The organism is Nonomuraea sp. NPDC050783 (assembly GCF_040802095.1).
Classification (GTDB): domain Bacteria; phylum Actinomycetota; class Actinomycetes; order Streptosporangiales; family Streptosporangiaceae; genus Nonomuraea.
Genome location: NZ_JBFAHK010000050.1, coordinates 1 through 21,550, shown reverse-complemented (window position 1 = coordinate 21,550; position 21,550 = coordinate 1). Strand labels below are relative to the sequence as shown.

The following is a 21,550-nucleotide window of genomic DNA, read 5'->3' as shown; positions in this document are numbered from 1 at the left end:
GGACACGGTCGTCCTGGACAAGACCGGCACCGTCACCGAGGGCCGGATGACGCTGGTCGGCGTGCACCTGGCCGAGGGCGAGAGCGAGGAGGAGGTGCTGCGCCTGGCCGGCGCGCTGGAGCACGCCTCCGAGCACCCGATCGCCCAGGCCATCGCCCGCGAGGCGCGCGGCGAGGCCGCGGCGGGGGACGCGACCGTGGAGGACTTCGCCAACGTCGAGGGGCTCGGCGTGCGGGGCGTCGTGGACGGGCACGCGGTGCTGGTCGGCCGGCCGCGGCTGCTGGCCGAGCGGTCGCAGCACCTGCCCGGCGAGCTGCGCGACAAGCTGGCCGAGGAGCAGGGCAAGGGCCGCACGGTCGTCGCGGCCGGCTGGGACGGCAGGGCCAGGGCGCTGCTGGTGGTGGCGGACGTGGTCAAGCCGACCAGCGAGGAGGCCGTCGCGCGGCTGCGGGCGCTGGGGCTCACGCCGGTGCTGCTGACCGGCGACAACGAGGCCGTCGCCCGCACGGTCGCCGCCGAGGTGGGCATCGACGAGGTCATCGCCGAGGTGCTGCCCGCCGAGAAGGTGGACGTGGTCAAGCGGTTGCAGGCCGAGGGCAAGGTCGTGGCCATGGTGGGCGACGGGGTCAACGACGCCGCCGCCCTGGCCCAGGCCGACCTCGGGCTGGCGATGGGCACGGGCACCGACGCCGCCATCGAGGCGAGCGACCTGACCCTGGTCCGCGGCGACCTGCGGGTGGCGCCGGACGCCATCCGGCTCTCGCGCCGGACGCTGGCCGTCATCAAGGGGAACCTGTTCTGGGCGTTCGCGTACAACGTGGCGGCGCTGCCGCTGGCGGCGGCGGGGCTGCTCAACCCGATGATCGCGGGGGCGGCGATGGCGTTCTCCAGCGTGTTCGTGGTCAGCAACAGCCTGCGCCTACGCCGGTTCCGCTGAGCGGCGGGCGCTCGCCCACCTGACGGCCGGTGCCATCGCGGCGCCGGCCGCCGCGAACATCGCCCCGAGGGCCAGCCAGCCGAGCGTCCCGCCGCCGAGCACGAGCGCGGTCAGCGCGACCGGGCCGAGCATGCGGGCCACGGCGGTGCCGGTGCCGAAGAAGCCCTGGTACTGGCCCTGGCGCTGGTCCGGGGCGAGGCCGAAGCTGATCTCCCAGGAGCCGGCGGCCAGCAACATCTCGCCGCCGACCAGCAGGGCCGCGCCGAGCAGCAGGAACGGCCAGCCGTACGGGCTGAGCGCGAACACCGCGCAGGACAGCAGCATCACCAGCCCGGCCCGGCGTACCGACGAGGACGCCTCCCGCAGGCTCCGCACCCGGCGGGCCACCCGCACCTGGAACAGCAGCACGCTGCCGGTGTTGATCAGGAGCAGCACGGCCGTCACCCAGGACGGCGCCGAGGTGCGCCCGGCGATCCACAGCGGGACGATCACGCTCAGCAGCGGCATGTAGAAGAGCAGCACCGCGTTGATCAGCGTGACGAGCGCGTAGGGGCGGTCCCTGAGCACGGTCATGCGGGCCGCCGCCGGGGCTGTCGCGGGACGCGGCACGGCGGGCAGGCGCAGCAGGAGCACCGCCGCGGCGAGGAAGCCGGCGGCGTCGAGGGCGAACAGCGCCGTGTACGCGGCCGGGGTGTCCAGCCACAGCGCGAGGCCGCCGAGCCCGGCCCCCACCGCGAGGCCGCCGTTCAGCGTGGACTGGAGGAGCGCGCGGGCCGCCGTCCGCCCGGCGGGCGGCACCAGGCCGGCGAGCAGGGCCTGGCGGGCGGCCGACAGGCCGGTCTGCGCGACGCCGTACAGGCAGGTCACCAGCAGGAACGGCGCGAACGAGCGGACGAACGCGAACGAGGCCACCGCGAGGGCGGTCGTGACCGCCAGCGCCACGGCGACGCCGCGCGGGCCGCGCCGGTCGGCGAGCTGCCCGAGCGGGACCCCGGCGACCATCCCCGCCGCCCAGCCCAGCGTGAGGCCGAGGCCGATCTGGGTGGCGGGCAGGCCCACGACCTTCGCGAAGTAGAAGGCTGAGGCGACGAGGTAGGCCCCGTCGCCGACGGAGTTCGCGAACTGCGCCCGCGCCAGCCCGCGCCGCGCGCGCGTCGCGGCACCGGCACCGGCGCCCGCGGGAGCGGGAGCGGAAGCAGGGGCGGGAGCAGGAGCGGGAGCGGAGGCGGAGGGAACGAGAGCGAGAGCGGGGGCGGCGGTGGCCGGGGCGGGAGTGGTCATGGCTGGTAGGACTCCGGGGTCATGCGGGTCGCGACGCCGATCCGGTTCCACGCGTTGATCGCCGCCACCGCCACCACGAGCGCCGCCAGCTCCTCCTCGTCGAAGTGCTCCGCCGCCCGCCGCCACACCTCGTCGCTCACGTCGTCCGTGGACAGCCGGGTCGCGGCCTCGGTGAAGGCGAGGGCCGCCCGCTCCCGCTCGGTGAAGAACGGCGCCTCCCGCCACACCACGACCGCGTGCAGCCGGGCGTCGCTCTCGCCTTCCTTCTTGGCGTCGGCGCTGTGCATGTCGACGCAGTAGACGCAGCCGTTGATCTGGCTGGCCCGCAGGTTGATCAGGTGGACGAGGGACGAGGGGAGCGGGCTCGCGGCCACGAACCGGTCCAGCGTGGCCATCCCCCGGTAGGCGTCCCGGACCAGTGAGGAGAGCTCCATACGTGAGGTCATGCCTTCATCCTGACCCGCCGCTTGTCCCAGGATAAGCTCCAATATCGCGCGAAATGATTGGGCCAAGATGGACGTGCACATCACCCTCGGCGAGGGCCGCGGCGACCTGGCCGCCCAGGTGTACCGGCAGCTCCTGGACGCCATCCTCGACGGCCGCCTGCGCTCCGGCGAGCGCCTGCCGCCCACCAGGGAGCTGGCCCGCCGCCTCGACCTGTCCAGGAACACCGTCGCCCTCGCCTACGACCGCCTGGTCGCCGACGGCTTCCTGGTGGGCAGGGCGGGCGCGGGCACGTTCGTCTCGGCCGAGCCGGTACGCGGCCGCGCCGCCCCCAAGGGCGTCATCCGCCCGCGCCCGCTCTGGCGCGGCATCGAGCCGCCCGCCGCCGTACCGCCGGCCCCGTACGACTTCCGCGCCGGCATGCCCGACGCCCGCCTGTTCCCCATGCAGACCTGGCGCCGCCTGGTGGCCCGCGAGCTGCGCGCAGGCGCGGCCGGTTACGCGGACCCGGCCGGGCACGCGCCGCTGCGCGAGGCCGTCTCGCGGCACATCGGCATCAGCCGCTCGGTCCACGCGGGCCCGGACGACGTGATCGTCACCAACGGCGCCCAGCAGGCCCTGGACCTCGTCGGCCGGGTGCTGATCGAGCCGGGGGCGTGCGTGGCCGTCGAGGAGCCGGGCTACTGGCCGGCCCGCCTGCTGTTCCGCTCCCTCGGCGCGCGCGTCGTCCCGGTCCCGGTGGACGCCGAGGGCATCGACGTGGCGGCGATCCCGGGCACGGCCCGTGCCGTGTACGTGACGCCGTCCCACCAGTTCCCGCTGGGCACGCCCATGTCGCTGGCCCGCCGCGCCGCCCTGCTGGCCTGGGCCGAGCGCCGCAGCGCGGTGATCGTCGAGGACGACTACGACAGCGAGTTCCGCTTCGGCGACCGGCCGCTCGAACCCCTGCAGAGCCTCGACCGGGCCGGCCGGGTGATCTACGTGGGCTCGTTCTCCAAGACCCTGCTCCCCATGCTGCGGCTCGGCTTCCTCGTCGCCCCGGCCTCCCTCGGGCCCGCGCTGCGCACGGCCAGGAAGCTGTCGGACTGGCACGGGGAGCTGCCCACCCAGGCGGCGCTGGCCTGCTTCATCGACGAGGGGCTGCTGGCCCGGCACATCAGGAAGGCGACCCGCGAGTACGCCGCCCGCCACGCCATGATCGCCGAGGCGCTGGCCGCCGACGACCGGCTGCGGCCGGTGCCCGCCAGCGCCGGGCTGCACCTGTGCGCCCGTCTGGTGCCCGGCGTGTCGGTCGAGCCGGCGCCGGGGCTGGCGGTGGAGCGGCTGGAGACGTACTGCGAGGAGGGCGCGCCCCAGCCCGGTCTGGTGCTGGGGTACGGCGGGATCGCCCGCGACCTGATCCCGGAGGGCCTGCGCCTGCTCAGCGGGTCGCTGCGGGGGCCGTGACCGCTGCGGGGCCGTGATCGCTGCGGGGGCCGTGATCGCTGCGGGGGCCTTGATCGCTACAGGACCGTGATCGCTACGGGTGCCGGCGGCTCCAGAACCGCCGGCCGCGATCACCTGACATCCCGGGGTCATCGGGAGCCGACGGTTGTTGCACGATCACCACCGTCGTCCGGGCGTGCCGGGCGCAGTACATGCTGGTCGAGGGCAGGAAGATGCGGCTGAGCAGCCCGCGTCTCCCCCGGCCCAGCACCAGCAGATCGCCCTCCCTGGCGAGATCGACGAGATGGTAGCCGGGATCGCCGACCCGGCCGATCGCGGCCGTCGTGAGGTCGCCGGGCACCCCGCCGGCCACGTCCTCGAACGCCGCCGCGATCACCTCGGCGCAGCGGGCCTCCTCGCCCGCCCGCACCGCGTGCTGCACGGGCAGAGCCTCGGGGAAGGGGTGGACCGGCGCGCGGCTGACGTGCACGGCGACCAGGGCCATCCGGTGCAGCCTGGCCGCCCCGATGGCCCAGGCCAGCGCCCAGCGCGAGGCCGGGGACTCGTCCACCCCCACGATCAGCCTCGCACCGCCGGGCAGATCCTGTTCCACGGCGCCTCCTGATGAGAAGTACGACCATAGTGCGCCACCCGGCCGGTTACCGGGAGGTGGGACTTTGCGAACTCTGGAGTCGTCGGCGAGGGCGGGCGTAGCATGCGGGGGTGGACCGAGGGTGGGTGCGACCCCGTCCCGCCCTCGACCGGCGACTGGACGGGGCGCTGACGCACAGGCTCACCACTGTCGTGGCGTCCACCGGCTACGGCAAGTCCGTGGCGCTGGCCGGCTGGAGCAGGGCCGTCGGTGCCGTCCTCCACCTGCTGGGGCCCGCCGACCGCGACCTGCCCACGCTGGCCGGGGCGGTGGCCGCGGGGCTCTCCCGCGCGGTGCCCGGCCTGCCCGCCGACCTGGTGACGGTCGCGCAGGCGCCGCTCGGCCCCGACGCCGACGAGCTGTCCAGGGCGGCGGCGCTGGCGGGCGGGCTGGCCGAGGCGCTGGCCGAAGCGCTTTCCGTGGCGTTCTCCGGCGGGCCGTCCGGCCGGTCGCCCCGGGCGCTGGCACTGGTGCTCGACGGCATCGAGGCGATCGCGGACGCGCCGGGCCCGGTCCGGTACGTCGAGACGCTGGTCCGCGTCGCGCCCCGGCACCTGCACGTGGTCACCGCCTCGCGGGTTCCCCTGCCGTTCCCGACCGCGCGGCTGCGCCAGGACCACGAGGTCCTCGACCTGGACGCCGCCGACCTGGCGCTCACCCCCGAGGAGACCGCCGACTGGGCCCGCGAGCGGCTGGGGGAGCCGGGCGCCGCCATCGCGCCCACGCTGCACCGGGCCTGCGCCGGCTGGCCCGCCGCGGTGCGCGCCGCGCTCGACGCGCTGGCCCGCGACGATCCGGCCACCTGGCCGCGCACCGCCGCCGGGCTGGCCGCCACCTCCTCCACGCTGGAGCGCCTCACGCTGGAGGCGTTCAAGGACCTGCCGGCCGCCATGCGGGAGCTGCTGCGCGCCGCGACCGTGCTGCCCGTCCTCACCGAGGAGCTGGCCGCGGCGCTCGGCGCGCCGCCCGGCACCCTGGAGTCACTGGCCGGTCGCGGCCTGTTCCTCGAAGCCGCGGAGGACGGTCACCGCCTCACCAGCACCAGCGCGCACGTCCTGGCCGCGCACGCGCCGCTCGACCGCCACGAGGCCCACGACGTGGCCGCCGTCGCCGCCCGCTGGTACGCCGGGCACGACCGCCCCGAGCTGGCCCTGCGCGCCGCGGTCGCCACCCGGCACGAGGGCCTGGCGGCCGGGCTGCTCGACGCCTACGGCCTGCTGCTGGCCGAGCGCGGCGACGTGGTGGCCGCGCTGACCCTGCTGCCCGACGCCGCCCGCCGCGCGCCCCCGATGCTCAGGCTGGCCGGCATCGCCGAGCAGAACCGCGGCCACTGGAACCGGGCCCGCGCCCTGCTCGCCCGCGCCGCCCAGGGCCCGGCCTTCGACGCCTTCGTGGCCCGGCGGCTGGCCTTCATCGACCACCTGCGCGGCGACTACGACACCGCCTTCGCGCTGTACCGGCGGGGCCACGAGCACGGCTTCCCGCCCGCCGACGCCGCGATGTGCGCCGCCTCCATGGCGTCGGTCCTCTGGCTGAAGGGCGAGCGGGCGGGCTGCGCCGAGCTGGCCGAGCGGGCGCTGGAGGAGGCGTCGGCCGCCGGCGACCCGGCCGCCCTGGCGATGGCGCACACCGTCCTGGCGATGCTCGCCGCGCTCGACGGCGACCGCCGCGCCAACGACGCCCATTACCTGCGCGCCCTGGAGTACGCCGAGCGCGCCGGCGACGCCGTGCAGCTCATCCGCATCCACGCCAACCGCGCCTCCCGCCACCTGGACGAGGGCGCCTACGCCGAGGCCCTGGCCGAGACCGACGCCGCCGCCCGCCTGGCCGACCTGGTGGCCTTCGCCCCGTACGCGGCGCTCAGCGCCTCCAACCGGGCCAAGGCCCTGATCGGGCTCGGCCGCCTGGAGGAGGCCGCCACCGAGGCCGCCGCCGCGCTGTCCGCCTGGGAGGCGATGGGCTCCCGGCTGGTCGGTTACGCGTTGGATCGGCTGGCCGAGGTGCACGCCCTGCGCGGCGACCGGGTCACGGCGGCCGCGCTCTACCGGCGCAGCATCGCCGAGACGCCCCCCGACGACGTGCAGAAGCTGTCCCACGCCCTCAACGGGCTGGCCGAGCTGCTGGCCGCCGACGATCCCGAGGAGGCCGTCCGGGTGGCCGGGCGGGCGCTGGAGCACGCCGGCGGCATCGCGGGGGTGAGCGCGCGGGTGGTGGCCGCCCGCGCGGCGCTGGCGGCCGGGCACGCCGGGCGGGCCAGGGAGCTGCTGGACGAGGCCGAGCCGCACGCGGTCCGGCGCAGGGACCACGCCGCCAGGGCGGCCATCACCGAGCTGCGCGCCCAGCTCGACGGCGACGCCGCGCTGGCCGACGAGGCCGTGCGCGCGTGGGCGGCGCTCGGCAACCCCGTCGGGCAGGCCAGGGCCGAGCTGGTCAGGGCCGCGCTCGCCGACCCCGTGGCCGGCAGGGACGCCGCCGTCCGGGTGCGCGAGCGCCTGCACGCGATCGGCTGCCGGGCGCTCGACGACCGCGTGGACGCGCTGATCGCCCGCGCCGCGCCCGAGCCGGAGGCGCGGGTGGTGGTCGAGACGATGGGAACGTTCCGCGTGCTGCTGGGCGGCGTGGCCGTGCCGCGTACCGCCTGGCAGTCGCGCAAGGCCCGCGACCTGCTGAAGATCCTGGTGAGCCGCCGGGGGAGCGGGATCAGCAGGGAACGCCTGGTCGAGCTGCTCTGGCCCGGCCAGGAGGACGAGGCCGTCGGGCTGCGCCGGCTGAACGTCATGGTCTCCACGCTGCGCGCGGTGCTCGACCCCGGCCGCGAGCGGCCGCCGGACGACCTGGTCGTCTCCGAGGAGGGCGCGCTGCGCCTGGACCTGGCGCACGTGGACGTGGACGTCGAGGTCTTCCTCCGTCTGGCCGCCGAGGCCGCCCGGCTGGACCAGGCCGGGCGGCCGGCCGAGGCACTGGAGCGGTGGGCGGCCGCCGAGAGCGCCTACGGCGGCGAGTTCTGCGAGGAGGACCCGTACGCGGACTGGGCCGTGGGCCTGCGCGAGCAGGCCCGCCTCGGGTACGTCCAGGCCGCGGCGCGGCTGGCCGCCGCCCGCGCGGACGAGCGGCGCTACGAGGAGTCCGCGCGTTACTGGTTGCGGCTGCTGGAGCGCGACCGCTACGACGAGCGCGCCCACCTGGGCCTGGTCCGGGTGCTCGACCTGGCCGGCCGCAGGGGCGACGCCCGCCGGCGCTACCACGTCTACGCCGAGCTGATGCGCGAGCTGGAGGTCGAGCCCGCCCCGTACCCCGCCTGAACCAGACCTGAACCGGGCGGGGAGATGGTGCCCCACATGAGAACGGTCATCGTCCGGCTGGTCGAGCCCGAGCAGTCGGGCGGCCAGCTCCGCGGGCTGGTCGAGGAGATCGGGGGCGAGCCGGTGCCGTTCAGCGGGCCGGAGGCACTGCTCGAACTGCTGCGCGCGGCCGCGGGGATTAATGGGCAAATCAGCGACGGAGCCGCCTGAACCGGGCGCGAACCTCCTCTTCTCACCATGAGAGCGGAAGGAGGGGGCGATGAACGGGCAACTGGAAGGCGGCTGGCCGTTCGCCGGGCGGCGGGGGCCGCTGGCGAGCGTACGGGAGGCGCTGCGTTCGGATGCGGGGGTGATGATCGCCGGTGAGGCGGGGGTCGGCAAGAGCAGGCTGGCGGCGCAGGCGCTGGCCGGGCTGGAGGGGTACGCGGTCGTGCGCGCGCTCGGCACGCAGACCGCGGCGGCGATCCCGTTCGGCGCGTTCGCGCACGTGCTGACCGGGCCGCCGGCGAGCGGCGAGAACCTGCTGCGCTGGGCGACGCGCCACCTGTGCGCGTGCGGCCCGGGCGAGCCGCTGGTGAGCGTGGACGACGCGCACCGGCTGGACCCGGCCTCGGCGGCCCTGGTCCACTACCTCGCCGAGCGCGGCGAGGCGCGGCTGCTGGTGACGGCGCGCAGCGGGGAGCCGCTGCCGGCGCCCGTGGCGGCGCTGTGGAAGGACGAGCTGATCCCCAGGATCGAGCTGCCGCCGCTGACCGAGGACGAGGTGGGCCGGGTGCTGGCGGGCGCGCTCGGCGGTGCGGTGGCGGCCGAGACCGTCCGGCACCTGGCGAGGGTGAGCGGGGGGAACGCGCTCTACCTGCGCGAGGTCGTGCACGCCGGGCGCGCGTCCGGCTGCCTGGCCGAGCGGGACGGCCAGTGGCGCTGGCGCGGCGCGCTGTCGGTCACCACCCGGCTGCGCGAGCTGGTCGGCGAGCGGATCGGCCACCTCGACGAGGAGGAGCGCGAGGTGCTGGAGCTGGTGGCCTTCGGCGAGCCGCTGGGCGCGGCGCCGCTGGCCGCGCTGACCTCGGCCCGCGCCGTCGAGCGGGTGGAGAACCGCGGGCTGGTCGTCACCGTCGGCGACGACCGGCGCGAGCACCTGCGCCTCGGCCATCCCCTGTACGGCGAGGTGGTGCGGGCCGGCTGCGGCACGCTGCGCACCAGGCGGCGGCTGCGGATGCTGGCCGAGGCCCTGGAGGCGACGGGGCTGCGGCGGCGCGAGGACCAGCTCAGGGCGGCCGTGTGGCGGCTGGACAGCGGCTCGGCCACCGATCCCGGCACGCTGGTCGCGGCGGCCAGGCTGGCGTGGGGGCGCGAGGACCCCCGGCTGGCGGCGCGGCTGGTCAGGGCCGCGATCGACGCGGGGGCGGGGGTGCCGGCGGTGGCGTTGCTCGGCGAGCTCCTGATGGTGCTGGGCGACGCGGACGCCGCCGTGGCGGAGCTGCGGCGGGCCGCCCCGGAGGCGGTGACCGAGGGGGAGCGCGCCCTGCACGCCTGCAGCCTGGGCATCAACCTGGCGTGGGCGGGCGCGGACGCCGAGGCGTGCCGGGTGCTCGACCTGGCCGTCGAGCAGGCGAGAGACCCGGTGTGGCGGCAGGAGGCGTACGTCTACCGCTGCGTGGCCGACTGCTTCGCGGGGCGGCTGAGCGGGGCGGCGCTGGCGCTGGAGCGGGCGCGCGCCGACGGGCCGCTGACGGCGCGCTCGCAGGCGCACGCCGACTCGATGGAGGCGTGGGTGGCGGCCTACCGGGGGCGCGGCGAGCACGCGCTGGCCATCGCCCGGCGGGTGATGCCGGAGGCGGAGGGCTGGAAGGACGAGGCGCCGCACGCGCTGCCGTCGTTCCTGGACGCCATGTGCGTCGCGCGGATCTGCTCGGGGCGGCTGGAGGACGCCGCCAGGACCGCCGAGCAGGGCATGGAGCTGCGCGCGGCCGAGCTGTCGGTGTCGGGGTTCGGCGCGCACCGGGCGGTCGTCAGCCGGCTGCGCGGCCAGGCGGCCGAGGCCGTCCAGTGGTGCGCGGACGACCTGGCCAGGGCGCCCGCGCGCGAGCCCTACCCGGGCCGGGTGCTGGCCGAGCAGGCGCACGCGCTGGCGCTGCTGGGCCGGATGGAGCAGGCGGGGGAGGCGCTGGCGCGGGCCGAGGAGCCGGCGTCGCGGTGGGCGTTCACCCGGCAGCACGTGCTGCACGCGCGGGTCTGGGTGGCGGCCGCGGGCGGCGACCTCGGCGCGGCCGTCCGGCTGTGCCGGGAGGCGGCGGCGCACGCCGAGCGGCACGAGCTGGCCGGCGGCCTGATGTTCGCCCTGCACGACCTGGTACGGCTGGGCGCGCCCGGCGAGGCCGCCGAGCGGCTGTCCGCGCTGCGGGTGGACGGCCCGCTCGCGCCGCTGCTGGCCCGGCACGCCCGCGCGATCGGCGATCCGGCCGCGCTGGCGGCGGTGGCGGCCGAGTTCGAGCGGTGCGGCCTGCTGCTGTACGCGGCCGAGGCCACCGCGCAGGAGGCGGCCGCCCACCGCTCGGCCGGGCGCGGCACCCTGGCCAAGGGCGCGCGGACCAGGGCGTGGGCACTGGCCAGGCGCTGCCCGGGGGTGGTCACGCCGGCGCTGGTGGAGCTGGCCACGCCCGACCTGACGCCGCGGCAGCGGGAGTGCCTGCGGCTGGCCGCGGCCGGGCTGACGAACCGGCAGATCGCCGCCCGGCTGACGCTTTCCACCCGGACGGCGGCCAACCACCTGCAGGCCGCCTACGACAAGCTCGGCGTCAACGACCGCACTCAGGTGGGGCGGCTGCTGGCGGCGTTGTGAGCCGTCAGACGAGCTTGAGCAGGCCCTCGTACAGGGTCTCGCGCTCGGCGGCGGACAGGACGCCGTACGGCGGGCCGGCCCGCAGGTTCGTCTCCGCCTCGACGCGGGCGCGCAGCGGGCCGTCCCGCAGGCCGACGATCCCGGCCGCGGTCAGGCCCGCCGCCCGCCAGGCCGCGGCGTGGGCGTCGGCGCGGTGGTGGCGGAGCGCGGCCAGCCGGTTGAACAGCAGCACGCCGGGGGGCGTGCCGGCCGGCTCGTACGGCGGCGCCACCAGCTCCAGCGCGCCGCCCGGCACCCGCTCGGCCCGCTCCAGCACCCGGCCCGCCAGGCCGGCCAGGAGCGGCAGGTCGTGCTCCGCCCAGACGCGGGCGGTCGCGGCGGCGTGGATCCCGTACAGGCGGTGGACGAACTCCAGGCCGCGGGCGGTCAGCCGCAGCGTCCCGTCGCCGGCGTCGGCGAGCGTGCCCTCGTCCAGGTGCTCCTGGAGGTCGCCGTCCCGGTCGGCCGCGTCGTGGTAGCGGTAGATCACGGCCAGGCCGTCCCTGGTGAGGGGGCGCAGGGGCAGCGTGAAGCGCAGGTCGAACAGGAGCCCCGGCGTGATGCCGGAGGCCGCGGCCAGCTCGGTGGCCGCGCGGCGGGCGGCGGCGTGCACGTTGACGTGGGCCGCGTCGATGACCGGCGCGATCGCCGCCGCGTATACGTCCAAAGCCTGAAATTTCGACATTGGCGGTCATTATGCCGTCCGGGGGACGGCGGGATGACGTGTGGATCCGTCCGGTATGGTCACCTCATGATCGGCCTGCCCGACGCGCCCCGCTTCCCCGCCGCGGGGCGCGCGTGAACGCGGGGTTCATCGGGCAGGCGGCGGGCCTGTTCGCCGTCACCAACATCGACGACATCGTGCTGCTGGCGCTGTTCTTCGCCCAGGGCGCCGGACGCCCGGGCGCCGCGGCGCGCGTCGTGCTCGGCCAGTACCTCGGCTTCACCGCCATCCTCGCGGTGTCCGTGGCCGCCGCGCTGGGGGCCACGCTGCTGCCGGAGTCCGTCCTGCCGTACCTCGGCCTGCTCCCCCTGGCCCTGGGGATCAAGGCGGCCTGGGAGGTCTGGCGCGAGCGCGGCGGCGGCGACGACGATGACGACGGCGCCCGGTCCGTACGCCCGGGCGGCCCCGGGACGATGGAGGTCGCCGCGATCACCTTCGCCAACGGCGGCGACAACGTGGGCGTGTACGTCCCGGTGTTCGCCACGTCCGGCCCCGGCGGCATCGCCGGCTACACGGCCGTCTTCCTCGTGCTGGTGGGCGTCTGCTGCCTGGCCGGCCGCTTCTTCGCCACCCGCCCGCCGGTCGCCCGCGCGCTGGGCCGCTGGGGGGACGTCCTGTTCCCGCTCGTGCTGATCGGCGTCGGCGTGGCCATCCTCGTCGAGGGCCTGGCCTTCTGAGCCGCGACGTGCCGGCGGGTCACTCGACGGTGCGCAGGATCTGCTCGATCGAGGCCGTACGGGAGCGCAGCTCGGCCACGTCGGCGGCCACGCGTTGCTGGGCGTCCATCGAGCTCTCGGCGAGCTGCTCGTAGCGGCGCACCAGCCGGCGCAGGTCCTCGGCCTGGTCGGCCTGGAGCCGGCTCTTGCGCCAGTCGAACATGCCCACGACGACGATCGCGATCAGGAAGGTGACCAGCACCAGCACGCCGAGGTAGAAGATCGCCTCGGGCCAGGACATCGCCCCATCCAGCATCAGGAGTGCTCCTCGGCTCCGGGACCCTTTCCCGGGTCCTCCTGGGTCAGCGTCTTCGCCGCCTCGGCCAGCACCGCGGCCGTCAGGCGCAGGTCGAAGTCCGCGACCTCGTAGTACTTCATGGCCTTGCCGTCCTCCGACAGCTCCAGCGTGCCGACGACCAGGCCGGCGGCTTCGAGCTTGCGCAGGTGCATGTGGAGGAGCGGGCGGCTGACGCCGATCTCGCGAGCCAGGTGGCTGACGTAGTCACGGCCTTCGGCCAGCCGCGCGACGATGCGCAGCCGGAGCGGGTTGGCCAGCGCCGCCAGCATCTCCACCAGGTCGTCGCCGGTCGGCCCGGCCGCGTTCATGGCATCCCATCAGGTGTAAGAATTTCTTTACAGGGTAGCACCGGCGGCTCGCGGCCGGCAACGCCGGCTCAGCGGGCGGCGGCCTCCGGCTCGGCGACGGCGTGCCGCCCGCCGCGCTCCGGCGCCCGGCCGGCCAGGGTCAGGCCGAGGGCCAGGCAGACCAGCGGGATCGCCGGGACGACGTACCGGATGTCGTAGGCGGCCAGGAAGGGCGGCGAGGCGACGAGCGCCAGCGCGGCCAGCGCCGGGAGCAGCGCGTCCCAGCGCCGCCGCCGCACCGCCAGGCCGAACGCCGCCACCAGCGCCAGCACCAGCAGCGGGAACGGCACGTACCCGAAGCGCTGGTAGGCCCGCAGCCAGCCGGCGAACGGCTCCACCACGCGCGTGGCGGCCGGCCCCGCCTCGTACGCCTCCGCCACGCCCCGCACCGACGCGCTGATCGGCCGCTCGGCGGCCGGGAGCTTGTAGGGCGTCTTCTCGTCCACCGCCGTGCGCTCCCAGCGCAGCAGCTGCTTGAGGTCGGTCGCCACCGCCGCGAGGTAGTCGCCGGGCTGGGCAAGGATGGCCCGCCGGGCGAACTCCCCGGCGAGCTGGTTGCGGTTGGCCGTCCCCGGCACCTTGGGCAGCGGGGAGAAGCTCTCCCACAGCCAGTGGGGCGGGTAGGGGCGCTGCTCGACGGGCATGTCCGGGCACAGCACGGCCAGCCGCTCGGGCGGGTCGATCACCGCGCAGTCGGCGAAGCTCATGGTCCTGGACCACAGGAAGTTGCCGTCGGCCTGGGTGAGCGCGAAGGTGCCCTTCTCGACCCTGGTCCAGGTCGCGTACGCGCCCAGCGGGACCGCCCCGGCCACCGCCAGCGCCAGCAGCGGGCGCCAGCCGTACCGCCGCGCCAGCAGGTAGGCGGCCGCGAGCAGCAGCAGCGGCAGGCCGACCGTGCGGGTGATGCCGGCCAGGCCGAGCAGCAGCCCGCCGGTCGCCGCGGTGGCCGGGGTGACGCGCCACACCAGGAGCGCGACGGCCGCCGTGACGAGCACGACGAAGACCGCGTCCGCCATGATCATGTGTTCGAGGAGGATCAGGAACTCGTCGTAGAGCAGCGGGGTGACCAGCAGCGCCGCTCCCCAGCCGGGCAGGCCGCGCCGGCGGAGCAGGGCGTACACGCCGACCGCGAGCGCCGGCCCGAGCAGGTGCTGCAGGACGGTCACGAGCGTGAGGCTGTGGGCCGGGCGCAGCAGCGCCAGCAGCAGGGAGTAGCCGGACGGCCGGGTGGTGCCGGGCGTCAGCTCCTCGCGCAGGAAGGCGAAGGAGTCGCCGTAGAACAGCAGCGCGGGCGGGAACCCGAGCACGGCGAGCACGCGCAGCCCGATGGCGGGCAGCAGGGCGACGACCAGTGCGCGATGGGCCAAGGTGGTGCAGCTTCCTCGTGTGCCGGGCTTATCACCTTATCGGGACCCGGCCCGTGGGAGCCCTTGCCGCCACCGTGACCGAATGTGATTCTGGAAAGCGCCTCGGAACCCGCCACCGGAGGACGCATGACAGCCGCCATCGACAAAGCCGCCATCGACAAAGAAGCACTGCGCAGGAAATACCGCGAGGAGCGCGACAAGCGACTCCGCCCGGACGGCAACGACCAGTACCTCCGCCTGCCCGCGGACCGCCTCGGCGACCCCTACACACCGCGGACCGCCCGCGCCCCCAGGACCGACCACGTCACGGTCGCGGTCGTCGGCGGCGGCTTCGCCGGGCTGCTCACCGGCGCCCGGCTGAAGGAGGCCGGCGTCCAGGACGTCCGCCTGCTGGACAAGGCCGGCGACTTCGGCGGCACCTGGTACTGGAACCGCTATCCGGGCGCGCAGTGCGACACGGCGTCGTACGTCTACATGCCGCTCCTGGAGGAGACCGGCCACATGCCGAGCGAGAAGTACGCGCACGCGCCCGAGATCCTGGAGCACTGCCGCCGCATCGGCAAGCACTACGGCCTCTACGACGACGCCCTGTTCCACACCGAGGTCGTCGGCCTGGAATGGCTCGGCGGGCGCTGGCTGGTGCGCACCGACCGCGGCGACGCCTTCACCGCCCAGTTCGTCGTCATGGGCATCGGCCCGCTGCACGTGCCGAAGCTGCCGGGCATCCCCGGCATCGGCGACTTCCGCGGCCACTCCTTCCACACCAGCCGCTGGGACTACGCCTACACGGGCGGCGACCCGCTCGGCGCTCCCCTGGACCGGCTGGCCGACCGGCGGGTGGCGATCATCGGCACCGGCGCGACCGCCGTCCAGTGCGTCCCCCACCTGGCCAGGGCCTGCGCCGAGCTGTACGTCTTCCAGCGCACCCCGTCCAGCGTGGACGTGCGCGGCAACCGCCCCACCGACCCCGAGTGGTTCGCCCGCGTCGCCACGCCCGGCTGGCAGCGGCGCTGGCTGGAGAACTTCACCGCCCTGCAGACCGGCGGCCAGGCCGAGCAGGACCTGGTGATGGACGGCTGGACCGACCTGGCCCGCCGGGTCCGGGCCAAGGTCGCCGAGCTGGCCGAGATCACCCCGCGGACCCTGCTGGCCGCCTTCGAGGACTCCGACTTCGAGAAGATGGAGGAGATCCGCGCCCGCGTGGACGCCGTCGTGCGCGACCCGGCCACCGCCCGCGCGCTCAAGGCGTGGTACCGCCAGCTCTGCAAGCGCCCCTGCTTCCACGACGAGTACCTCCAGGCGTTCAACCTGCCGGGCGTCCACCTGGTGGACACCGACGGCAAGGGCGTCGAGCGCGTCACGGAGCGGGGCGTCGTGGCGGCCGGCCGCGAGTACGAGGTGGACTGCGTCATCTACGCCTCCGGCTTCGAGGTCGGCACCGACTACACCCGCCGCGCCGGCTACGACCCGATCGGCCGTGGCGGCCGCCGGTTGTCGGAGCACTGGGCGGGCGGCATGCGCTCGCTGCACGGCATCCACGTGCACGGCTTCCCCAACGCCTTCCTCGTCGGCCACACCCAGGGCGCGAACCTGCTGTCCAACATCCCCCACAACCTCACCGAGGCCGGTCACACCGTCGCCACTGTCGTCGCGCACGCCCTGCGCCACGGCCACACCGAGGTCGAGGTCACCGAGGAGGCCGAGAACGGCTGGGTGGAGCTGCTGCTGTCCGGCCCGGGGCCGCTGCTCGGCTCGCCCGACTGCACACCCGGCTACTACAACAACGAAGGCCGTGACCTGGGCGTACGCGGACGGTTGAACGGCGGGTATCCCCACGGGGCGATGGCGTTCTTCGCCTATATTGACCGGTGGCGGTCCTCCGGGGCCTTCGAGGGGCTCCGGTTCCATCCCTGATCAGTGCTGAGGGAGTCGCATGCACCGCGTCACGGCACAAGACGGCACGTCCATCGCCTACGACCGGCTGGGGTCCGGCCCGGCGCTCATCCTGGTGGGCGGCGCCACCGCCGACCGCTCGCACCACGCGCCGCTCGCCGACGAGCTGGCCGGGCACTTCACCGTCTACAACTACGACCGGCGCGGCCGGGGCGACAGCGGCGACACGCCGCCGTACGCGGTGGAGCGCGAGATCGAGGACCTCGCGGCGCTGATGGAGGCCGCGGGCGGCGCCGCCCACCTCTACGGCGCCTCCTCCGGCGGCGCGCTCGCCCTGGAGGCCGCCGCGGCCGGGCTGCCGGTGGCCAGGCTCGCCGTGTACGAGGTCCCGTACGACCTGTCGGAGGACGGCGGGCGCCGCCGCCGCGAGTACGCCGAGCGCCTGGGCGCGCTGCTCGCCGAGGGCCGGCGCGGCGAGGCGTTCGCGCTGTTCATGCGGCTGTCCGGGGCCTCCGAGGAGATGGTCGAGCAGGCCAGGGAGGCCCCGTCGTGGGCGGCCCGCGAGGCCGTGGCCCCCACGCTCGCCCACGACGCCGCCCTCCTGGGCGACGGCCGCCCGCCCCTCGACCGCCTGGCCAGGGTCCACTGCCCGACGCTGGTGGCCACGGGAGGCGGGGGCTCCGGCGGGTGCTCCTTCGAGGAGGCCGCCGACGCCGTGGCCGGCGTGCTGCCGGTGCCGGAGCGGGTGGTCGTCGAGGACCAGACCCACCTGGTCGAGCCCAAGGCCCTGGCCCCGGTGCTCATCCGGTTCTTCCGCCCGTGACGCCGCGCGCCGCCTGACACCTGACGCCCGACGCCCGGCGGCGGCGGAAAGCTACACCCAGCACTACTGCCTCGCCCGGCCCCCGGTGGATAGCGTCACACCCGTGCTCAACAGGACCGCGCTGGAAGCGCTCACCCGCAGGCCGCTGCCGTTCCTGCGGTCGGCGTGGCCGTGGCGGTGCGCGGCGTACCTGGTGGCCAGCGCGGTGCCCGGCGCGGCGGTCGGGCTGGTCGCGGCGGCGGTGCTGCTCCTGCCCAAGCCCGTGGGCGTGCCGGCGGGGGTGGCCCTGCTGGCGGCGATCGTGCTGCCGCTCGCCCGGTTCGAGCGGCTACGGCTGCGGCTGGTGGACGCCGTGCCCCTGCCGCCCGTGCCGCGCCCGTGGCGACGGGAGCTGGGGCTGGCGGTCATGACGCTGCTGGCGCTGTGGTGGATCGACCTGGTCATGGTGGCGTTCATGGTGGCCGGTCCCGTGCTGCTCGTCCTCACGCCGGCCGTGCAGCCGACCGTGTCGACGCAGGCCGGGATCGCGGCGAGCGTCGCCGGCGTGCTGCTGCTGCCGGTCGCGGCGTACACCGTCACGGCCTGGGGCGGCGGCCGGGGCGCGATGGCGCGGGCGGTCCTCGCGCCGCAGGGCTCGGAGCTGAGCGAGGTGCTGCGCTCGCGGGCCCGCCTGGTGGACGCCTTCGAGACCGAGCGGCGCAGGATCGAGCGCGACCTGCACGACGGCGCGCAGCAGCGGCTGGTCGCGCTGTCGATGACGCTCGGCATGGCCCGGCTGGACCTGCCCGAGGGCTCCGAGGTGGCCCGGCTCATCGGGCTGGCCCACGGCGAGGCCAAGCAGGCGCTGGAGGAGCTGCGCGAGCTGATCCGCGGGGTGCACGCGCCGATCCTCACCGACCGCGGCCTGGTCGCGGCGGTGCGCGACGTGGCCGGCCGCTCGCCGGTCCCCGTGGACGTGGACCTCGACGTGCCGTCCCGGCTGCCCGCGCCCGTCGAGGTCACCGCGTACTACGTGATCAGCGAGGCCCTGGCGAACGTCGCCAAGCACAGCGGCGCCGCGCGGGCGTCGGTCACCGGCCGCGTGGAGCGCGGAACGCTGGTGGTCGAGGTCCGCGACGACGGCGCGGGCGGCGCCGATCCGGCCCGGGGCACCGGGCTGACGGGGCTGGCCGACCGGTTGTCGGTGGTGGAGGGCAGACTGTCGCTGTCCAGCCCGGCCGGCGGGCCGACCCTGCTGAGAGTGGAGATTCCGTGCGCGTGGTGATCGCCGAGGACGCCGTCCTGCTCAGGGAGGGCCTGGCCGGGCTGCTCGAACGCTTCGGCCACACCGTCGCCGCCGCGGTCGGCGACGCGCCCGGCCTGCTGGCGGCCGTGGCCGAGCACCGCCCCGACGCGGTGGTGACCGACGTGCGGATGCCGCCCGGCTTCAGCGACGAGGGCCTGCGGGCGGCGCTGGAGCTGCGCGCCCGCCACCCGGAGCTGGCGGTGCTGGTGCTCAGCCAGTACGTCGAGCAGACCTACGCGGCCGAGCTGCTCGACTCCGGCGCCGGGGCGGGCGTCGGCTACCTGCTGAAGGACCGCGTCGGCGACGTGCGCGAGTTCGTGGCCGCGCTCGACCGGGTGGCGGCGGGCGGCACCGTGGTGGACCCCGAGGTGGTGCGGCAGCTCCTGCGGCGGCGGCGCGACCCGATCGACCGGCTCACGCCGCGCGAGCAGGAGGTGCTGGGGCTGATCGCGGAGGGGCGCACGAACGCCTCGATCGCCAGGGAGCTGTTCGTCACGGAGGCGGCCGTGGCCAAGCACATCGCGAACATCTTCGCCAAGCTCGACCTCCCGCCGGCCGCCGACGGCCACCGCCGGGTGCTCGCGGTGCTGGCCTACCTGCGGCAGGACTGAGCACGTCATCCGCCAGCGCGTCATATGCCACGGACAGTCCCTGAAAGTTAGGGTTCGGTGGCATGAACGAGCAGTGGCAGGAGATCGGCGACCGGGTCTACGTCCGCCGGCACCGGTCGTACGACATGAACACGGGCCTCATCGTGGGTGACGACGGGCACTGCCTGGTGCTCGACACCCGCTCCTCGCACCGCGAGGCCGCGGACCTCGTCGAGGCGATCAGGACGATCACCTCCGGGCCCTGGACGGTCGTCAACAGCCACTCGCACTTCGACCACTACTTCGGCAACGCGCTCTTCCGCCCGGCCGAGATCTGGGGCCACACCCGGTGCGCGGAGGAGATCGAGCAGTACGGCGAGCAGCAGCGCGCCCTGCTGGCGCAACGGCAGCCCGAGCGGCGCGAGGAGTTCGAGGAGGTGACGATCGTGGCGCCGGACTGCACGTTCACCAGCGCCGCGAGCCTCGACATCGGCGGCCGCATGGTGCACCTGCGGTATTTCGGGCTCGGGCACAGCAGCAACGACGTCGTGGTCCACGTGCCGGACGCGGGGGTGGTCTTCGCCGGTGACCTGCTGGAGGAGGGCGCGCCGCCCGCGTTCTCGGACTCGTACCCGCTGGACTGGCCGGGCACGCTCGCCGCGATGCTCAGGGAGATGCCCGAGCCGGTGGTCGTGCCGGGGCACGGCGCGGTGGTGGACCGGGCGTACGCGCTGGGGCAGCAGGCCGAGCTGGCTCTGGTGGCCGACCTGGCCAAGCGGGCGCACGTGGAGGGGCTGCGTGACCTGATCAGGCGCTTCCCCTACCCGGAGGAGGTGAGCAAGGAGGCGATCGCGCGGGCCTTCCTGCAGCTCGACGCCTGATCTCCGGCTGGACGCCCGGACCTGCGCCTGACTATAGTGCAAATTGCACTATAGAAGGGGGCATCATGGCGCAACGCCACGACCTGGTCGGCATGACCGTGCTGGCCCTGCTCACGGTGCGCGCCGCCCACCCGTACGAGCTGCATCGGCTCATCGTCGAGTGGCACAAGGACTACATCACGGGCCTGCCGCGCAGCCTCTACCACGCGGTCGAGCGGCTGGCCCGCGACGAGCTGATCGTGCCCGCCAAGACCGACCGCGAGGGCCGCCGGCCCGAGCGCACGGTCTACGAGATCACCGACGAGGGCCGCGAGGAGCTGGCCGCCCGGCTGCGCCGGCTCCTGGAGCGGCCCGACCCCGACCGGCGGGCGTTCGTCGCCGCGGTCTCGCTCATGGGCTGCCTGCCGCTGCCCGAGGTCCGGCGGGCGCTGCGTGCCCGCGCGGCGACGATCGAGGGCGCCCTCGCCGGGATGGACGCCCACCTGCGGGCGATGGCCGGCAGCGGCCTGCCCGCCGTGCTGATGGTCGAGGTCGAGTACGAGCAGGCGCTGCACCGGGCCGAGCTGGCCTGGCTCGGCGACCTGCTCGACCGGCTGGACAAGGGCGAGCTCGACTGGAGCCCGCCCGCCTGACGAGAGAACGGCCGCCGGGGTGCGCCAACACCCCGGCGGCCGGCATCCGAACAAGGCGCCTGCCCTGCCCGAACTCGCCTTCACAGGATAGGCGCCGCGACCGAGGGAGCTGTGCCATGTCCACCACCGAGTCCACCACCGAGTCCACCACCGAGTCCACCACCGCATCGATCGCGGAGATCAACCGCCTGCTCGACCGCCTGACGGAGACCTGGAACGCCGGGGACTCCGCCGGCTACGCCGGGCTGTTCACCGAGGACGCCGACTACATCACGTTCTTCGGCCTGCACCTCCAGGGCCGCGAGGCGATCGAGGAGACGCACCGCGGGCTGTTCAGAACCGCGATCAAGCTCGGCGAGAGCCGGGCCGAGCCGCATATCAGGTTCCTGACGGACGACGTCGCCGTGGTCGTCAGCCTCGGGACGTCATCGGTGGCCGGCGTCCCCGACCCGAGCAGGGACTCCGTCGTCACCCTCACCGCGCTGCGCACCCCCGGGGGCTGGCGCTTCGCCGCCTTCCAGAACTCCCGGGTCCAGAACCTCCAGAGCCAGGGCCAGGGTCAGGGTGAGGGCCAGGGTCAGGGCCTCGGATCGGCCGAGCGGTGACCCGCCGGCTGATCACCGCGGTAGCCGGGGTGGTGACCGCGCCCGTCGAGCAGGTGTGGCCGCTGCTGCGGCGGCAGGTGCCCGCCAAGGAGGTCGGCGAGCGTTTCCTGGCCTACCAGGGCGACTGGTGGTACCGGGGCGAGTGGACGGTCACCGCCCACCCGGACGGCACGCGCGTGGAGTACCGCGTCTACAGCGTGGCCGGCCCGTTCTGGGCGGTGGCCCTGGCCAACCGGCTGTTCATCGGGTACGGCGAGCGGACGCGCCGGTCGTTCGCCGAGGGCCTGGCCGGGATCGCGGGGGAGCTGGGCGGCTCCGCGCGCCTCACCTAGCCGCGAGCGCGCTTCCCCGCGGGCCCGCCGGCGGGCCCCCCGGGGCGGCCGGCCCGCAGACCCCCCCCGCCGTGAGCACGGCACCCGACGGGCTGGGTGTGGTTTAGGTTGCGCTGGGGGGGCCCGGGGCCGCCC

At 75.6% G+C, this 21,550-nt stretch carries 21 protein-coding genes; 14 read left to right on the top strand and 7 right to left on the bottom strand.

Going from position 1 to position 21,550, the window contains the following annotated elements; translation table 11 throughout:
* A partial coding sequence (locus AB0H75_RS49770; RefSeq protein ID WP_367809042.1) for a heavy metal translocating P-type ATPase occupies nt 1-937 on the top strand: 937 nt, incomplete at its 5' end.
* On the opposite strand, the gene AB0H75_RS49765 is transcribed toward AB0H75_RS49770, so the two are convergent.
* Together AB0H75_RS49765 and AB0H75_RS49760 are read right to left on the bottom strand one after the other, a co-directional pair.
* Nucleotides 920-2,218: an MFS transporter gene (locus AB0H75_RS49765; protein ID WP_367809040.1), complete on the bottom strand. Its 1,299-nt coding sequence runs from the start codon at nt 2,216-2,218 to the stop codon at nt 920-922. The genes AB0H75_RS49770 and AB0H75_RS49765 overlap by 18 nt on opposite strands.
* A complete protein-coding gene (locus AB0H75_RS49760) occupies nt 2,215-2,664 on the bottom strand; it encodes a carboxymuconolactone decarboxylase family protein (protein ID WP_367809038.1) in 450 nt (149 codons plus the stop codon). Before AB0H75_RS49760 ends, AB0H75_RS49765 begins: the two co-directional genes overlap by 4 nt.
* Nucleotides 2,665-2,731: 67 nt before the next feature.
* Between AB0H75_RS49760 and AB0H75_RS49755 the strand changes: the two genes are divergently transcribed.
* Nucleotides 2,732-4,108 (top strand): PLP-dependent aminotransferase family protein, encoded by a 1,377-nt coding sequence (locus AB0H75_RS49755; protein ID WP_367809036.1) that lies wholly within the window; start codon nt 2,732-2,734, stop codon nt 4,106-4,108.
* A gap of 73 nt (nt 4,109-4,181) precedes the next feature.
* On the opposite strand, the gene AB0H75_RS49750 is transcribed toward AB0H75_RS49755, so the two are convergent.
* Nucleotides 4,182-4,700, bottom strand: a complete 519-nt coding sequence (locus AB0H75_RS49750; RefSeq protein ID WP_367809034.1) for a universal stress protein — start codon at nt 4,698-4,700, stop codon at nt 4,182-4,184.
* Between the two features lie 110 nt (nt 4,701-4,810).
* Here AB0H75_RS49750 and AB0H75_RS49745 point away from each other — a divergent pair, with 110 nt between their 5' ends.
* The 3 genes from AB0H75_RS49745 to AB0H75_RS49735 are packed head-to-tail and all read left to right on the top strand — an operon-like array spanning nt 4,811 to nt 10,883.
* A complete protein-coding gene (locus AB0H75_RS49745; protein ID WP_367809032.1) occupies nt 4,811-8,041 on the top strand; it encodes a BTAD domain-containing putative transcriptional regulator in 3,231 nt (1,076 codons plus the stop codon).
* Between the two features lie 36 nt (nt 8,042-8,077).
* Nucleotides 8,078-8,251, top strand: a complete 174-nt coding sequence (locus tag AB0H75_RS49740) for a hypothetical protein (RefSeq protein ID WP_367809030.1) — start codon at nt 8,078-8,080, stop codon at nt 8,249-8,251.
* 49 nt (nt 8,252-8,300) lie between these two features.
* Nucleotides 8,301-10,883 (top strand): LuxR C-terminal-related transcriptional regulator, encoded by a 2,583-nt coding sequence (locus tag AB0H75_RS49735; RefSeq protein ID WP_367809028.1) that lies wholly within the window; start codon nt 8,301-8,303, stop codon nt 10,881-10,883.
* Between the two features lie 4 nt (nt 10,884-10,887).
* Here the strand turns inward: AB0H75_RS49735 and AB0H75_RS49730 are convergent, their stop codons facing one another.
* Nucleotides 10,888-11,589, bottom strand: a complete 702-nt coding sequence (locus AB0H75_RS49730; RefSeq protein WP_367809026.1) for a hypothetical protein — start codon at nt 11,587-11,589, stop codon at nt 10,888-10,890.
* Between the two features lie 131 nt (nt 11,590-11,720).
* Between AB0H75_RS49730 and AB0H75_RS49725 the strand changes: the two genes are divergently transcribed.
* On the top strand, nt 11,721-12,323 hold the full coding sequence (locus tag AB0H75_RS49725) for a cadmium resistance transporter (RefSeq protein ID WP_367809024.1): 603 nt from the start codon (nt 11,721-11,723) through the stop codon (nt 12,321-12,323).
* A 19-nt stretch (nt 12,324-12,342) separates the two neighbouring features.
* Here the strand turns inward: AB0H75_RS49725 and AB0H75_RS49720 are convergent, their stop codons facing one another.
* From AB0H75_RS49720 to AB0H75_RS49710, 3 genes are all read right to left on the bottom strand, one after another.
* Complete coding sequence (locus AB0H75_RS49720; protein ID WP_367809022.1) at nt 12,343-12,618, bottom strand: hypothetical protein; 276 nt, start codon at nt 12,616-12,618, stop codon at nt 12,343-12,345.
* Nucleotides 12,618-12,968, bottom strand: a complete 351-nt coding sequence (locus AB0H75_RS49715) for an ArsR/SmtB family transcription factor (protein WP_367809020.1) — start codon at nt 12,966-12,968, stop codon at nt 12,618-12,620. Before AB0H75_RS49715 ends, AB0H75_RS49720 begins: the two co-directional genes overlap by 1 nt.
* Before the next feature lie 68 nt (nt 12,969-13,036).
* Complete coding sequence (locus AB0H75_RS49710) at nt 13,037-14,374, bottom strand: hypothetical protein (protein WP_367809018.1); 1,338 nt, start codon at nt 14,372-14,374, stop codon at nt 13,037-13,039.
* Between the two features lie 126 nt (nt 14,375-14,500).
* Here AB0H75_RS49710 and AB0H75_RS49705 point away from each other — a divergent pair, with 126 nt between their 5' ends.
* From AB0H75_RS49705 to AB0H75_RS49670, 8 genes are all read left to right on the top strand, one after another.
* Nucleotides 14,501-16,288 carry a flavin-containing monooxygenase gene (locus tag AB0H75_RS49705; RefSeq protein ID WP_367809016.1) on the top strand — a complete coding sequence of 596 codons (1,788 nt, stop codon included), beginning with the start codon at nt 14,501-14,503 and terminating at the stop codon, nt 16,286-16,288.
* Nucleotides 16,289-16,307: 19 nt separating this feature from the next.
* Nucleotides 16,308-17,090, top strand: coding sequence for an alpha/beta fold hydrolase (locus tag AB0H75_RS49700; RefSeq protein WP_367809014.1), 783 nt, complete (start codon nt 16,308-16,310; stop codon nt 17,088-17,090).
* 103 nt (nt 17,091-17,193) lie between these two features.
* Nucleotides 17,194-18,354, top strand: a complete 1,161-nt coding sequence (locus tag AB0H75_RS49695; protein ID WP_367809012.1) for a histidine kinase — start codon at nt 17,194-17,196, stop codon at nt 18,352-18,354.
* Nucleotides 18,342-18,986, top strand: coding sequence for a response regulator (locus AB0H75_RS49690; protein ID WP_367809010.1), 645 nt, complete (start codon nt 18,342-18,344; stop codon nt 18,984-18,986). The genes AB0H75_RS49695 and AB0H75_RS49690 overlap by 13 nt, the downstream gene beginning before the upstream one ends.
* A 62-nt stretch (nt 18,987-19,048) precedes the next feature.
* Entirely contained in the window at nt 19,049-19,846 is a 798-nt protein-coding gene (locus tag AB0H75_RS49685; protein ID WP_367809008.1) for an MBL fold metallo-hydrolase, read from the top strand.
* A gap of 65 nt (nt 19,847-19,911) precedes the next feature.
* Nucleotides 19,912-20,478, top strand: coding sequence for a PadR family transcriptional regulator (locus tag AB0H75_RS49680; protein WP_367809006.1), 567 nt, complete (start codon nt 19,912-19,914; stop codon nt 20,476-20,478).
* Nucleotides 20,479-20,594: 116 nt separating this feature from the next.
* Nucleotides 20,595-21,083 carry an SgcJ/EcaC family oxidoreductase gene (locus AB0H75_RS49675; RefSeq protein ID WP_367809004.1) on the top strand — a complete coding sequence of 163 codons (489 nt, stop codon included), beginning with the start codon at nt 20,595-20,597 and terminating at the stop codon, nt 21,081-21,083.
* Nucleotides 21,080-21,415, top strand: coding sequence for a hypothetical protein (locus tag AB0H75_RS49670; RefSeq protein ID WP_367809002.1), 336 nt, complete (start codon nt 21,080-21,082; stop codon nt 21,413-21,415). Before AB0H75_RS49675 ends, AB0H75_RS49670 begins: the two co-directional genes overlap by 4 nt.
* The last annotated feature ends 135 nt before the right edge of the window (nt 21,416-21,550 follow it).